We start from the raw sequence: 14140 nt of genomic DNA on the forward strand, positions 1-14140 counted from the left end.
GGCGTCGGCCTGCGGCCGCCCCCTCCTCCTTTATTTCGCCTCCAAGGGCATGGGGGCCCAGCGACCGACCCACCGACCAACGTCAGAAAAAGCCTGGCTTCGGCATGCTCACCGCAAGCCGAGCCCCTTAGCGGCCGGTAGGCCCCTGGGCAAAATAAAGGAGGAGGCCGCCACGCGGCCGGGGGACATTTGCGCCAGGGGCCTACCGGCCGCTAAGGGGCCCACACCCTCGCGACAGCTCCGAGCGAAGACGCCACCCGATCCAACACGGCCCCCGAACTGTCCGACCGCACGCGTGCAGCTGTGCCCAATCTGTTACGCCGGTTGGAACAAGTCGCGCCCTCTACGGGGGAGAGGAACCAAAAAAAACCCCGCCAAGGCGGGGTTTTTGTCGGCTTCCTGCGGGTAGGTACCCACCGTTGGCAGGTACGCCCTGGCTCAGTTGCCCCAGTTCGGCATTGGCATCGCATCGACCGGGATCGGCGCGGTGTCGTCGGCATCCTTGCCACGCGTGCGCTTGTCGCGCAGATCGTTCTCGATCTGGTAGTTGCGGCGCTGCAGCCAGGCATCGCGGGTCAGCGCGTACTCGTCCACGGCGCTGTCGCGGATGTCATCCAGTGCCATCAGCTGCGAACGCATGTCCACCAGCTGCAGACCCTGCAGACCGATGCGCACCTTGTCCTCTTCGATCGTGCGGATCGGCGAGAGCGGAATGTCGCCTGCCAGGCCGAACACATCACGCACGGTACGCGGGCCGAAGAACGGCAGTTCCACGTAGCGCGAACCGCGCCAGCCCCAGGCACCCAGGGTCTGGCCGAAGTCTTCGCTGCGGCGCGGCACCATCGCCTTGCTGGCCGGATCGAACAGGCCGCCCAGGCCCAGCGTGGAGTTCATGACAAAACGGCCCAGGCTGTCCCAGGCATCGCCGGGCCGACCCTGCAGCACCTGGTTGGTGATGGTCACCGGCGCACGCAGGTTGCTGAAAAAGTTGGTCACGCCGGTACGGGCGAAGCGCGGCACCACCTTGGTGTAGGCGGTGGCCAGCGGACGGGCGACGGCGCGGTCGACCACGTTGTTGAAGCTGTGCACCCTGCGGTTGAACGGTTCCCACGGATCGTAGGCAGCCCGACCGGGTTCGGCGCCGTCGGCGGAGGGCGCCGGGCCGCCGTACAGCGCGGCGAAGTCGTCTTCGGCATCGGTCGGCGCGGCCTGGCCGCCCACCTGTGCGGTCTGGGCGGCAGGGCGGTCGGTGGCCACCGGCGCAGTGGCCGGTGCGGCGCTTGCCGCGGCCGGCACGCTGGCCGTGTCGTCGACCGCGACCGGGGCGTCGACCGGCGCCGAAGCGTCCACGGCCACGCTGGCCGGTGCGGCCTCGCGGGCGGGCTTGCCGGCACAGGCGGTCAACGCCAGGGCGAGCACGAGGAAAGGGAGGGTGCGTATGACGTTCATGTCAGCTCGCGGCAGAGGGGGCATTGAAATCCAGGGACGGCGCCAACCGGTAGGCTGCGCTGAGTTCGGTGAAGCCGGCGGGAGCGCCGTTGAAACGCGGTTGGATGCCCTTGCTGCGCAGGCGCGCGGCCAGTTCGGCCAGCAGCGCCAGGCCGGCGCTGTCCAACCGCGGCACCGCAGTCAGGTCCAGCACCTGCGCATCGGCCGTGGCCTGCAGCGACGGCCACAAGGCCGTCACCGCGGCACGGTCGAGCACGCCGCTGAACACCAGCGACGTGCCCTGCACGCTGACGCTGGCCGGGTTACTTGCCACTCGGGGCGGCCTGCATGCTGCCGTTACGCAGCTCGGTGGCCACTTGCTGGATCGACTTCTGGCGCAGCGGGGCGTCGAACTGGGTCTTGAAGGTCTGCACGTAGGAGATGCCTTCGATCATCACATCGAAGATCTTCCACTGGCCGCCGACGTTGCGCATCAGATAGTCGACCGGGGTCGCTTCGCTGCCGGCGCGCACCAGTTCGGTGGACACCTTGACGCCGCGGTTGCCCGGCAGCGGCGATTCGGACTTCAGGCGGAAGCTGGGCTTGCCCTGGATATCCAGCAGTGCCGAGCCGTAGCGCTGCATCAGGTTGTCGGCCATGGCATCGGCGAACAGCTTCACATCGGCGTCGGAGGCGCCACGGCCGTGCACGCCCAGCACCAGGCGGGCGGCGTAGTCGCGGTCGAAGGTCTTGGTCAGCTCACCGTTGATGAAGCCGCGCAGCGCGGTCGGGTTGCTGCGGAACTCGGCGCGGCGCTGCTGCAGGGTGGACAGGATGCGCGTACTGGCATCGAGCACGATGGTGCTGGCCTGGCCCTGCTGGGCGCTGGCAGCGGCCGGTGCGGCCTGGGCGAAGCTGAGCGAGGGAGCACCGGCCAGCAGGGCCGAGGCGAGCAGGACCGGGATCAGTTTGGTTTTCATTTGTGCGCTTCCGTAGCCGGCGCTTCCGCACCGGGAGCATCCTGGGGAGCGGCGCCGCCGGTATTGGCCGGGCCACTGAACATGTATTTGCCGACCAACTGCAGCAGATCCACCGCCGGCTGGGTGAACACGATCTCGTCGCCGGACTTGAGCACGTCCGGATCACCGCCCGGCTGCAGTCCGATATAGCTCTCGCCGAGCAAACCGCTGGTGAATATGCCCGCCGAGGTGTCGGCCGGCAGGTCTTTGAACTTGCCGTCCAGCTTCAGGGTGACGATGGAATCGAACTTGGTCGGGTCCAGCTCGATGTCGGCGACCTGGCCTACCACCACGCCGCCGATCTTCACCGGCGCCTGTTTGCGCAGCTGCCCGATCTGGGTGAAGCGCGCCTTGAGTTCGTAGCCGTCGCCACCCAGGCCCCACCGTTGGTTGGTGGAGGCCATGGCCAGCACCAGCAGCGAGGCCAGCGCCAGCAGCAGGAAAGCGCCGACGGAAAATTCGAGTCTGGGACCGCGGATGGCCATGGGGTTATCTCACTGTTCTTTTGTCAGGTTCCCCGACGGGTGCCGGGGCGGGGTTGCGTTGCATACCGTTCCGGGAATTACCGGAACATCATGGCCGACAGCACGAAGTTGAACATCAGCACCAGCAGCGAGGCGTTGACCACCGCGCGGGTAGTGGCCACCGAGGTGCCTTCGATGGTCGGCTCGGCGTGGAAGCCGACGTACGACGCCACCAGTGCCGCGGTACCGCCGAAGATGGCCGACTTCAGCATCGCCACGCCGAAATCGTCCCAGAAGTCCACGCTGTTGCTCAGCGCCGACCAGAACACGCCATTGTCCAGGCCCAGCACGTGCACGGCCTCGAAGTAGCTGGCGCTGATCGCCATCGAGCAGAAGATGCCGGTCAGCAGCGGCACGGTCAGCACCGCTGCCCAGAAGCGCGGCGCCACCACCTTGGCGACCGGATCGATGGCCATCAGTTCCAGCGCCTTGATCTGGTCGGTGGCGCGCATCAGGCCCAGTTCGGCGGCGATCGAGCTGCCGGCGCGGCCGATGAACAGCAGCGCGGTCAGCACCGGCGCCAGTTCGCGGTACAGCGACAGGCCGAGCAGTGTGGACAGCGCGTCGGCGGCGCCGAAGGTGGTCAGCGTGCGGTAGCCCTGCAGGGTCAGCACCAGCCCGACGAAAGCACCGCCGACGGCGATGATCGGCAGCGAGCGCGCGCCGACCTTGTAGATCTCGCGGGTCAGTTCGGCCAGGAAGTCGGCGGTCGGCAGCGAGCCGCGCAGCACCGTCAGCGAGAACAGGCCGGCGCGGCCCAGCGAGCGGGTGGCGTCAACGAACGGCATCAGGCAACCCTCGCGCGCGGCGCGGCATCGAACGGAATCGGACCATCGGGCTGGCCATGCAGGAACTGCCGCAGCAGCGGGTCCTGGCTGGACTCCAGCGCGGCCGGGCTGCCCTGGAACACCACGCCACCATTGGCAATGGCGATCACCTGGTCGCAGATCGGCAGGGTCTCATGCACATGGTGGCTGACGATGATGCTGGTCAGCCCCAGGCTGTGGTTGAGGCGCTGGATCAGGCTCATGATCACCCCCGAGGCGATCGGGTCCAGCCCGGTCAGCGGCTCGTCGTAGATCATCAGCGGCGGGTCCAGCGCCAGCGCACGGGCCAGCGCCACGCGCCGGGCCATGCCGCCGGACAGCTCGCGCGGCCAGGCATCGGCGGCGGCCAGCAGGCCCACCGCGTGCAGCTTCATCTGCACCAGCCGGTTCAGTACGGCCGCGGGCAGACGGGTATGGGTGCGCAGCGGCAGGGCGACGTTTTCGGCCACGGTGAGGTCGGTGAGCAGGCCATTGCCCTGCAGCAGCACGCCCACGCTCTTGCGCATCTCCAGCAGCGCGCCGGTGCCGGAGGGGATGGGCTTGCCGAACAGGGTGATCTGGCCGGCCACCGGGCGCAGTTCGCCGGTCAGCGCCGCCAACAAGGTCGACTTGCCGCTGCCCGACGGCCCCAGCACGGCGGTGATGCTGCCGCGCGGCACCTGCAGCGACACGTCGCGCAGGATGCTGCGACCGCCGCGATCGATACGCACGTTGGACAACTGCACCAGAGGTTCTGCGGAAGCCGTCATGGAAGCCATTAACAAAATTCCAACGTTGTAAGATCGTGGTGAACGGCTGAACATAACCGAACTGGACCGTGCAGTATTGTCGCACGACCGTTACCGGTCGGCCTGAGACCGCGCTCGCAACACACCGTACCGGGCGACGACAGCCAGGCCGTAGGGCCAGACCGTCGCCGGCCACCCTCGTGATCGTGCGACGGCTGCGGCACACTGGCGCGATGACTGATGCTGCGTCCGACTTCCGCCTGTACCACTCCAATTCACTCGACGTCCTGGCCGCCTTGCTGGCCACCGCGGTGCGTACGCCGGTGCCGGGGCAGTCGATCCTGGTCCCGGAGGTGGTGCTGATTCCGCAGGTCGCGATGCGGCGCTGGCTGCAGTCCACCCTGGCGGTCGAGTATGGCATTGCCGCCAATCTGGAATTCCTCACCCCCGGTGAGTTCGTCGCGCGCGCGCTCAACGCCAACGTCCCGGGCGAGCACGATGACCTCAGCGCCGCCGCCTTGCGCTGGAAGCTGTATGCCGCGCTGCGTGATCCGGGCCTGCTGGGGCAGGCGCCGATGCGCGCGCTGCAGGCCTACCTGTCGGCCGCCGATCCGCTCAAGCCCTGGGCGCTGGCCGGCGAGCTGGCCGCGGTGTTCGAGAAGTACCAGGCCTGGCGCCGCGACTGGCTGCTGCGTTGGGAAGCCGGTGCCGACGCGCAGGATCCACAGGCGATCCTGTGGCGGCACATCGCCAGCGGCCACCAGTACCGCGCCCGTCGCATCGATGCTTACCTGTCGCGCTTCGAAGGGGCAGGGCAGGCACTGCCACAGGGCCTGCCGGCACGGGTGTTCGCCTTCGCCACGCTCAACATTTCGCCCGACGTGCTGCGGGTGATGGCCACCCAGGCGCGGGTCGGCACGATGCACTTCTACCTGCCCACCCCGACCCAGGCGTATTGGGGCGACCTGCAGACCCTGGGCGAGAAACTGCGCAGCGGCGCGCCCGATCCGTTCGGCGACGCGGCCGGCGAGAACCGCCTGCTGCAGGCCTGGGGCGCGGCCGGGCGCGACTTCATGGCGGTGCTGGGCAGCTACGAGGTAGTGCATCCGTCCGGTGAGATCGCCGCCTATGACGATCCCGAAGACGATGCGCGTGCGGACATGGACGCGGGTGGACTGTCCGACAGCCTGCTGCATCGGCTGCAACGCGATCTGTTCCACCGCCGTGGACAGCCCTCCGGTGAGCGCCGCGATGGCCTGCGCCGCGACGATCCCAGCCTGCAGGTGCATGCCTGCCATACCCGACTGCGCGAACTGCAGGTGCTGCACGACCAGTTGCGCGGACTGCTGCAGGACCCGCGCTTCGATCCGCCGTTGCAGGCCCGTGAGATCGCGGTGCTGGCCCCGGACATCGACCCCTACGTGCCTTACCTGGAAGCGGTGTTCGGCGGTCGCAGCGGGGGGGACGACCACATTCCGTACGCACTGGCCGATACCAGCCCCTTGGCCGGCGAGCCGCTGGCCGATGTCTTCGTGCACCTGCTCGGCCTGCCGGTGTCGCGGTTCGGTTTGAACGAAGTGCTGGACCTGCTCGCCAGCGCGCCGCTGGCCGAGGCGGCCGGGCTGGATGCGGCCGACTTCGATCGCCTGCACGACTGGCTGCAGGCCGCCGGCGCGCGCTGGGGGCTGGATGCCCACCACCGCAGCCAGCACCAGGCCCCGCGCGATGATGCCTTCACCTGGCAGTTCGCGCTGGATCGCCTGCTGCTGGGCCATGCCAGCGGCAGCGACGGCGATATCGCCGGCGTGGCGCCGTGGCCGGAGCTGGAAGGCAGCGCGCTGGAGGCGCTGGACCGCCTGCTTGGGCTGTTGCGCGTGCTGGCCCGGTACCAGAAGGCGCTGGGCGACGCCTTGCCGCCGGCACAGTGGCGCCAACGCCTGCTGGCGCTGCTGGACGCGCTGCTGCCCGAGCCGCCGCAGGCGGCCAACAGCCAGCGCGCGCTGGAGCGCCTGCGCAAGCTGATCAACGAATTCGCCCGCGATGCAGAGCAGGCCGGTTTCCACGGCACGGTGGCACCGGAAGTGCTGCGTGCGCACTTCGCCGGGGTGCTGGCCGAGGCCGACACCCGCGCCCCGCTGCTGACCGGTGGGATCAGCTTTGGCCGCATGGTGCCGATGCGCCTGCTGCCGTTCCGGGTGATCTGTGTGCTGGGGCTCAACGACGGCGATTTCCCGCGCCGCGACCCGGCTGCCGGGCTCAACCAGCTCACCGCCGAACTGGGCACCGCCAGGCGCCGGCATGGCGATCGTTCGTTGCGCGAGGACGACCGCTTCCTGTTCCTGCAGCTGTTCGCCTCGGCGCAGGACGTGTTCTACCTGAGCTATCTCGGTGCCGACCCGCGCGATGGCAGCGTGCGCGAACCCTCGGTGCTGGTCAGCGAACTGATCGACGCCGCCGCCGACTACCACCTGGCACCGGCCAGCGCGGCGAGGGAGCTGACCGTGCGCCACTCGCTGCAGCCCTTCGCCCCGGCCGCGTTTGGCGGCGGCGATGAGCCGCGGCGTTTCAGTTATCGCCAGCAGTGGCACCCGGCCGCCGGTTCGCTTGGCGGACAGCGGCGCGCGCTGGCGCCGTGGTTCGACCAGCCATTACCCATCCCGGACACGTTGCCGGGCGAGGCCGAACTCAGCCTGGACGCGCTGCGCCGCTTCCTCACCGATCCGGCCAGCCAGTTCCTGTCGCAGCGGCTGGGCCTGCGCCTGCCCGAGGACCTCGGCGATGCCGATGACGTGGAACCGCTGGTCATGGCCGCGCGCGGCAGCGATACGTTGCTGCTGCAGCAGGCGGTGATCGAGGCCACCCTGGACGGGGACGATGCGCCGCTCTATCCGCGGCTGCGCGCCCGCGCGCTGCTGCCCTCCGGCGCGCTGGGGCAGCGCCAGTTCGAGGCGCTGCAGGCCCAGACCCGCCCCTACGCGCAGGCGCTGGCCCAATGGCACGCCGGCACCGACGCCGACAGCCGCCGGTACGAAGTGGAGATCGATGGCGTGCGCCTGCACGGCCGCATCGACGGCGTGCATCCGCGCGGCCTGGTGCGGCTGCGCCCGGGCCCACTCAACGGTCGTGCGGCGATCCGCCAGGGATTGGACTGGCTGCTGGCTAATGCCGCCGGCGACGCGCTGGCGCTGGTGCAGTTCCACGATGCGGGTGATGACGGGCTGGGCCCGCACGTGCTGCCACCGTTGCCGCCCGAGCAGGCCCGGCAGGTGCTGCGGCGCCTGCTGCACCTGCGCAGCGAAGGGCTGCGCGCGCCGCTGCCATACGCGCCGTCCACCGCGTGGGCGATCTACACCGCCGCCGAGGCCAAGCGCGAAACCGAGGGCCGGGCAAGGTGGTACGGCAGCGACCGGACGTGGGGTGAATCCAGCGGCGCCGGCTACCTGCTGGCCCTGCGCGGACGCGATCCCTTCGCCACGCCAGACAGCTACCGGCAACTGCTGCACAACAGCTTCGTGGTCTTCACCGCGGTGCGCGAGGGCCGGGTCTTCCCCGGCTTCGATGACCAGGGCGCGACAGCATGAGTGACCACGACCTTCTCGACGATCCCTACCTGACGCTGCCGCTGGACGGCGTGCGCCTGATCGAGGCCAGTGCCGGCACCGGCAAGACCTTCACCCTGGCCACGCTGTTCACCCGGCTGGTGGTGGAGAAGGGCTGGCGCATCGGCCAGATCCTGGCGGTGACCTTTACCGATGCGGCCACCCAGGAACTGCGCAAGCGCATCCGCGAGCGGCTGGCGCTGGCCGCGCAGCTGGTCGAGCGCGCGCCGACCGATGCGGACACCCCCGAGGTGCTGCTGACCCGGATGATCCTGCAGCGCCAGCTGGCCTTGGGCGAAGAAACGCCGGCGGCGCTCGCGCGCCGGCTGCAGACCGCCGCCGATGAAATCGACCTGGCCTCGATCTTCACCATCCATGGCTTCTGCACCCGCGTGTTGCGCGAACACGCCCTGGAGAGTGGCCATACCTTCGATCCACCGACCCTGTTGCCCAGCGAACGCGCGCTGCACGACGAACTGGCCGCCGACCTGTGGCGCGTGCATGCCAATGATGCAGCCACCGTGGATGCGTTGACGCGGCTGTGGTCCACGCCCGAGGCGCTGGCCGGTGACCTGACCACGCTGATCAAGCCGCTGCCGCTGTTACCGCCGGTGCCCATCGGGTTGGACCACGATCCGCGTCCGGCGCACGCGCTGTCCGCGCGCCAGTTCGCCGCCGACTACCGCCAGCACGGGGAAGCCTTCCTGGGCGACGTTTGTTCGGCAGTCGAGAACAAAGTGCTCAACGGCAACAGCTACAAACTGGCCTGGCTGGAACCATTGGCCGTGCAGCTGCACCGCTGGGCGGCCGATGACACGCCGGGCGCAACCTTGGATGCCGACCCGGAGCGGCTGCGCCGGCTGACCGTCGAAGAACTCACCGCGCGCACCAACAAGGCCCACGCGGGCAGGACGCCGCAGTCGCCGCTGCAGCACGCCCTTGCCGTGTACCTGGCCGCGGCCGATGCGCTGGCGCTGTGGCAGCGCGGCCAGGCGATCGCCTTCCTGCACGCGCTGCGCGACCAGGCACGCGCGCGCCTGGCCGAGCTCAAGCGGATCGGCCGGGTGCAGACCTATGACGACCTGATCGATGGCGTCGCCGATGCGCTGGAAGGCCCGCACCGCGATGTGCTGGTGCAGCAGCTGCGCGCGCAGTACACGATCGCGTTGGTGGATGAGTTCCAGGACACCGATGACCGCCAGTGGGGCATCTTCCAGCGCGTGTTCGGCGATTCGGCAGAAACCCGCGCTGCCGGTCTGGCGCCGGCGCTGTTCCTGATCGGCGATCCCAAGCAGGCGATCTACGGCTTCCGCGGCGGCGACATCCACACCTATCTCAAGGCCAAGCGCCAGGCCGATGCCGCGCCGCCGCTGGACCGCAATTTCCGCTCACGCCCGGCAGTGCTGCACGCCATCGAGGCGCTGTACACCCATGCCGGCGACGGCGCCTTCCTCGAAGCGGACATCGGCTTCGAGCCGGTGCATGCGGGCAGCACGCGGGTGGATGCCGATTTCCTGCGCGACGGCGTTCCTGCGCCGGGCCTGACCGTGCGCGTGCTGCACAACAGCGATGGCGGCACTCTCAAGGCCGATCCGTCGCGGCAGCAGGCCAGCGATGCCTGCGTGGCCGCGATCCACCAGCTGCTCAGCGATGCCCGCCAGGGCCGCGCGCTACTGCGTGGTCAGCCGGTGCAGCCCGGCGACATCGCCGTGCTGGTGCGCTCTCACCGCGACGCCACGCGCATCCAGCACGCGCTCAGCGCGGTCGGCATTCCGGCGGTGGCCGCCGGCAAGCAGAGCCTGTACGCCACGCCCGAGGCGCAGGACCTGCGCCTGCTGTTGCTGGCGCTGCTGCAGCCGGCAGACGAAGGGCGCCTGCGCGCGGCATTGTCCACCGTGTTGCTGGGCGAAGACGCCGCCGCGATCGATGCGATGGAGCGCGAGGGCGACGCGCAGCGCAGCGTGCAGATCCGCCTGCTGCTGTGGCGCGAGCGCTGGCAGCGCGGCGGACCGTTCGCGGTGATCGCCGACCTGTGCGCCGAACACGCCGAACGTCTGCTCGGCCTGCTCGATGGCGAGCGTCGGCTGACCAATTACCTGCAGCTGGGCGAACTGTTGCAGCAGGCCGCCGCGCAGACGCTGGGCATGCATGGCCTGCTGGATTGGCTGCAGGTACAGATGGCCCACGCCGACCAGAACGACGAACAGCAGCTGTTGCGGCTGGAATCGGACGCGCGCCGGGTGCAGATCATCACCCTGCACAAGAGCAAGGGGCTGGAGTATCCGCTGGTGTTCCTGCCGTTCGTCGGCATCGGGGGCAGCGCACCCAATACCGATACGAACTGCACGGTGTATGCCAACGGCCGCCGCGAGCTGCACTGGAAACTGGACAAGGACGAGGCGTGGAGCGCGGCCAGCACGCGCAGCGCGCAGGAGCAGGAGGCCGAAGATGCGCGCCTGCTGTACGTCGGGCTGACCCGCGCCGAACACGCGTTGTGGATCGCCGCTGGCGACCTGGCGGGGCTGGCCAAGACCCGTTTGGCACCGATGCTCTCGGACATGGCCGCACTACGTGCGCATCCGGACATCGCCGTGGTCGACGGGCCGCTGGAACCGCGCCCGCCGCAGCTGGCGTTCGAACGCGACGGCGAACTACCGCCGGTGCGCGCGCTGACCCGGCGCATCCCGCACGACTGGTGGGTGTACAGCTTCACCCAGCTGGCCCACGCCGATGCCGGCCACGACACCGACGCGGCCGCCACCGAAATTCCCGCCCCCGCTGCCGATGAACCGGTCGGCGTGGACCTCACCCTGGACGCCGAGCAACCGGCGTTGCCCAGTGAGGAAGTCATCGACCCGCGCTTCATGGGCAGCCGCTTCGGCAACGTGCTGCACGATGCGCTGGAAAACACCGACTTCGCGCGCTGGGCGCACTGGCAGCCGGGACAGCCCGCGCCGGACGATGAAGCGCAGGTGCTGCGCGCCTGTCTGGGCGAAGAAGGCTATGCCGATGAAGACCTCGACGATGGCGTGGCGGTGCTGACCGCACTGGTCGGCCAGACCCTGACCGTACCGCTGCCCGAAGGAGGCGCGTTGCACGATCTGCCGGCCGATGCGCGCCGCGCCGAAATCGAGTTCCACTTCGCCATGCAGCCCACGGCGGTGCCGGCACTGCTAGAGCTGCTGCACGCGCACGGCCTGGTTCGCGAGCGTCGCGGCTTCGGCGTGCGACGGCGGCTGGAGGGGCTGATGACCGGCAAGATCGATCTCACCTACGTACGCGATGCGCGCTGGTACGTGCTCGATTACAAATCCAACCGCCTGCCCGGCTACGACGCCGCGCGGCTGCAGAGCGCGATGCAACACAGCGAGTACGACCTGCAGGCGCTGATCTACACCGTGGCGCTGCACCGCTGGCTGCGCTTCCGGCTGGGCGCGCAGTACGACTACGCCCGCGACATGGGCGGCATCCGCTACCTGTTCTGCCGTGGCCTGGATGCCGCGCGCGCGGACAGCCCCGGCGTGTACGCACACCGCTTCGACCCGGCGCTGGTCGATGCGATGGATGCGCTGTTCGCCGGTGGCGAACAGCCCCAGGCCCGCATGGCCGAACGCGCACGGGGTGAGGCATGAGCCTGCTCACCGCCCTGCAACGCGGCAACGCGCTGCGCACCCTCGACCACGCGCTGGCGCAGAGCCTGCGCCGGCTGCAGCCGGACACCCCCGATGCGGTGCTGGCGGCCGCGGCGCTGGCCTCGCTGGCGGTGTCGCAGGGGCATGCCGGGCTGGATCCGCGGCACCCGCAGCGCCTGGTCGACACCGACGTCGACTGGCCCGACGCCGAAGTCTGGCTTGCGCAGCTGCGCGCTTCGCCGTGGGTGGATGTGCCGGCCTCGGACGCTGCCGAGGCCACCGCCGACCGCCCGCTGGTGCTGGAAAACGGGCTGCTCTACCTGCGCCGCTACCGCGAGTACGAACGTCGCCTGGCCGCCGGCCTGCAACGCATCGCGACCCATCCGCTGGCCCAGCCCGATCCCGGCGCGCTGGCGGTGTTGTTCGGGCAGTTGTTCCCGCAGGCGCAGGACGGCAGCGACCACCAGGCTCGCGCGGCCGGCGTGGCGCTGCGCCATCCGCTGGTGCTGGTCACCGGCGGGCCCGGCACCGGCAAGACCACCACCATCGCGCGCCTGCTGGTGCTGCTCGCCGCGCAGGCGGCGCAGGCCGACCAGCCGCTGCCGCGGGTGGCGCTGGCCGCGCCCACCGGTCGCGCCGCCGAACGCATGGCCGAAAGCCTGCGCGTGGCCGTGCAGCGACTGCGCCTGGTCGGTATCGCCCCGGCACTGTGCGATGCCATGCCCACCACCGGCACTACCCTGCATCGCCTGCTTGGGACCATTCCCGATTCACCGCGCTTCCGTCACCACGGCGACAACCCGTTGCCGTTCGATGTGGTGGTGGTGGATGAGGCGTCGATGATCGACCTGCCGCTGATGACCAAGCTGGTCGAGGCGGTCGCCTCCGGTACCCGGCTGGTGCTGCTCGGCGATCCGGACCAGCTGCCGTCGGTGGAAGCCGGCGACGTCCTCAGCGCGATCCTGCGCGCCAGCGGCGATGGCCTGGGCACCCGCGCCGACGATGCCGACGCATTGCGCGCGCTGCTGGCACCGGCCACGCTGCAGCCGCTGGCCGCCGGGACGCGCTTCGGGGGCCGACGCGTGCAGCTGCAACGCGGCTATCGGCAGACCGATGCACTGGACCTGGTGCCGCTGGCGCATGCCGTGCGCGACGGCGACAGTGACGCCGCGCTGGCGCTGCTACGCAGTGGCCGACTGGCTGGCGTGCACTTCCATGAAGACCAGACCGATCCGCTGCAGCACCGCGATCACCTGCTGGCGCACTGGCGCGGGTTGGGCGAGGCCGCCGATCCGGCGCAGGCACTGGCCAACGCCGGTCGTATCCGCCTGCTCACGGCCGTACGCGAAGGCGCGCAGGGCGCACGTGGACTCAACGCCCGCATCGAAGCCCTGTTGGCCGGGGTACCGCGTCCGGGCATGGCGCCGGGTTACTTCCATGGGCGTCTGCTGTTGATCACTGAAAACAGCTATCGCCATCGCCTGTTCAACGGCGACATCGGCATCTGCCTGCGGGATCGACAGGGCGCAGTGACCGCCTGGTTCCCCGGCGACACGCCCGACCAGCCACGCGGCTTCCATCCGGGCGCATTGCCGGCGCATGAAAGTGCGTTCGCCATGACCGTGCACAAGGCGCAGGGCTCGGAGTTCGACGAGGTCTGGCTGCAGTTGCCGCGTCGCGACAACCGGGTGCTGTCACGTGAGCTGGTCTACACCGGCATGACCCGCGCGCGGCAGTCGCTGCATGTGCTGGGCAGCGCGGAGGTCATCCAGGCCGCGCTCAGGCGGCATGCCAGCCGCATCTCCGGGCTGGCCGCGCGCTTGCATGGCCAGCCAGACGCGCCAGACGCATCAGAACCGCCGGTGGGCGACACAGCGGTCGCCGCACCGGCGCAGGGGCAGTTGTTCTAGCCCCGCTCCCGGCTTATTCCGGAATCACCACGGTGCCATCGGGGAACACGATGGCGCCGTCACCGCTGACATCGAAGAAGCCCAGCTGGTGGGTATTGGCCAGCACCTGCACCAGGCCATGTGCGTTCTCGGCCACTTCATCATCGAAGGACGCGTAGATGACGTGCTGGCCGACGCTGTAGTCGGTCACTTCCGGGCGCTCATCCTCGTCATCGGCCAGGGGGCCGTCCATCGGCGGGAAGTGCTCGGCGAGCGCGGCGAAGAACGCCTGCAGCGCCGGCACCGACACCTTCGGATCGTCGTAGTCGTGCGTCTCGTTCCACTCGGTCTGCGCGTCGTACCACTGCAGGAAGGCTTCCGCCTCACGCGGGGCGACGGCGGGGTCGAACACCATCAGGTCGTAACTCATCGGGAATCACCTTGATCCATGCGCAAATGCATGGGTCAGGATAGCCCTGATCGGCGCGGACCGG

Annotated in this window: 10 protein-coding genes; 3 read left to right on the forward strand and 7 right to left on the reverse strand. The window is 69.7% G+C overall.

The window, feature by feature from the left end:
• Positions 1-438: 438 nt before the first annotated feature.
• From NR101_RS17830 to NR101_RS17855, 6 genes are all read right to left on the reverse strand, one after another.
• Complete coding sequence (locus tag NR101_RS17830) at positions 439-1449, reverse strand: VacJ family lipoprotein (RefSeq protein WP_256776116.1); 1011 nt, start codon at positions 1447-1449, stop codon at positions 439-441.
• Between the two features lies 1 nt (position 1450).
• Positions 1451-1762: an STAS domain-containing protein gene (locus tag NR101_RS17835; protein WP_256776117.1), complete on the reverse strand. Its 312-nt coding sequence runs from the start codon at positions 1760-1762 to the stop codon at positions 1451-1453.
• Positions 1752-2408 carry an ABC transporter substrate-binding protein gene (locus NR101_RS17840; RefSeq protein ID WP_256776118.1) on the reverse strand — a complete coding sequence of 219 codons (657 nt, stop codon included), beginning with the start codon at positions 2406-2408 and terminating at the stop codon, positions 1752-1754. Before NR101_RS17840 ends, NR101_RS17835 begins: the two co-directional genes overlap by 11 nt.
• Positions 2405-2932 (reverse strand): outer membrane lipid asymmetry maintenance protein MlaD, encoded by a 528-nt coding sequence (mlaD, locus tag NR101_RS17845; protein ID WP_256776119.1) that lies wholly within the window; start codon positions 2930-2932, stop codon positions 2405-2407. The genes NR101_RS17840 and mlaD overlap by 4 nt, the downstream gene beginning before the upstream one ends.
• A gap of 77 nt (positions 2933-3009) precedes the next feature.
• A complete protein-coding gene (locus NR101_RS17850) occupies positions 3010-3759 on the reverse strand; it encodes an MlaE family lipid ABC transporter permease subunit (RefSeq protein WP_256776120.1) in 750 nt (249 codons plus the stop codon).
• The gene (locus tag NR101_RS17855) at positions 3759-4547 is read right to left on the reverse strand and encodes an ATP-binding cassette domain-containing protein (RefSeq protein ID WP_256776121.1); all 789 of its coding nucleotides are present in this window, start codon (positions 4545-4547) and stop codon (positions 3759-3761) included. The genes NR101_RS17850 and NR101_RS17855 overlap by 1 nt, the downstream gene beginning before the upstream one ends.
• Before the next feature lie 212 nt (positions 4548-4759).
• Between NR101_RS17855 and recC the strand changes: the two genes are divergently transcribed.
• The 3 genes from recC to recD are packed head-to-tail and all read left to right on the forward strand — an operon-like array spanning position 4760 to position 13667.
• Positions 4760-8107 (forward strand): exodeoxyribonuclease V subunit gamma, encoded by a 3348-nt coding sequence (gene recC / locus NR101_RS17860; RefSeq protein WP_256776122.1) that lies wholly within the window; start codon positions 4760-4762, stop codon positions 8105-8107.
• Positions 8104-11757, forward strand: a complete 3654-nt coding sequence (recB, locus tag NR101_RS17865; protein ID WP_256776123.1) for an exodeoxyribonuclease V subunit beta — start codon at positions 8104-8106, stop codon at positions 11755-11757. The genes recC and recB overlap by 4 nt, the downstream gene beginning before the upstream one ends.
• Positions 11754-13667 carry an exodeoxyribonuclease V subunit alpha gene (recD, locus tag NR101_RS17870; RefSeq protein ID WP_256776124.1) on the forward strand — a complete coding sequence of 638 codons (1914 nt, stop codon included), beginning with the start codon at positions 11754-11756 and terminating at the stop codon, positions 13665-13667. The genes recB and recD overlap by 4 nt, the downstream gene beginning before the upstream one ends.
• A gap of 13 nt (positions 13668-13680) precedes the next feature.
• On the opposite strand, the gene NR101_RS17875 is transcribed toward recD, so the two are convergent.
• Positions 13681-14076, reverse strand: coding sequence for a hypothetical protein (locus NR101_RS17875; RefSeq protein WP_256776125.1), 396 nt, complete (start codon positions 14074-14076; stop codon positions 13681-13683).
• Positions 14077-14140 lie beyond the last annotated feature (64 nt).

This window comes from Stenotrophomonas sp. Ste86, assembly GCF_024519465.1.
In the GTDB taxonomy this organism is placed as follows: Bacteria; Pseudomonadota; Gammaproteobacteria; order Xanthomonadales; family Xanthomonadaceae; genus Stenotrophomonas.

Excerpts from the sequence above, each read along its gene's own strand:
- NR101_RS17830 (WP_256776116.1), bottom strand. The coding sequence starts at position 1,449 with ATGAACGTCATACGCACCCTCCCTTTCCTCGTGCTCGCCCTGGCGTTG.
- NR101_RS17840 (WP_256776118.1), bottom strand. The coding sequence starts at position 2,408 with ATGAAAACCAAACTGATCCCGGTCCTGCTCGCCTCGGCCCTGCTGGCC.
- mlaD (WP_256776119.1), bottom strand. The coding sequence starts at position 2,932 with ATGGCCATCCGCGGTCCCAGACTCGAATTTTCCGTCGGCGCTTTCCTG.
- NR101_RS17850 (WP_256776120.1), bottom strand. The coding sequence starts at position 3,759 with ATGCCGTTCGTTGACGCCACCCGCTCGCTGGGCCGCGCCGGCCTGTTC.
- NR101_RS17855 (WP_256776121.1), bottom strand. The coding sequence starts at position 4,547 with ATGACGGCTTCCGCAGAACCTCTGGTGCAGTTGTCCAACGTGCGTATC.
- recC (WP_256776122.1), top strand. The coding sequence starts at position 4,760 with ATGACTGATGCTGCGTCCGACTTCCGCCTGTACCACTCCAATTCACTC.
- recB (WP_256776123.1), top strand. The coding sequence starts at position 8,104 with ATGAGTGACCACGACCTTCTCGACGATCCCTACCTGACGCTGCCGCTG.
- recD (WP_256776124.1), top strand. The coding sequence starts at position 11,754 with ATGAGCCTGCTCACCGCCCTGCAACGCGGCAACGCGCTGCGCACCCTC.
- NR101_RS17875 (WP_256776125.1), bottom strand. The coding sequence starts at position 14,076 with ATGAGTTACGACCTGATGGTGTTCGACCCCGCCGTCGCCCCGCGTGAG.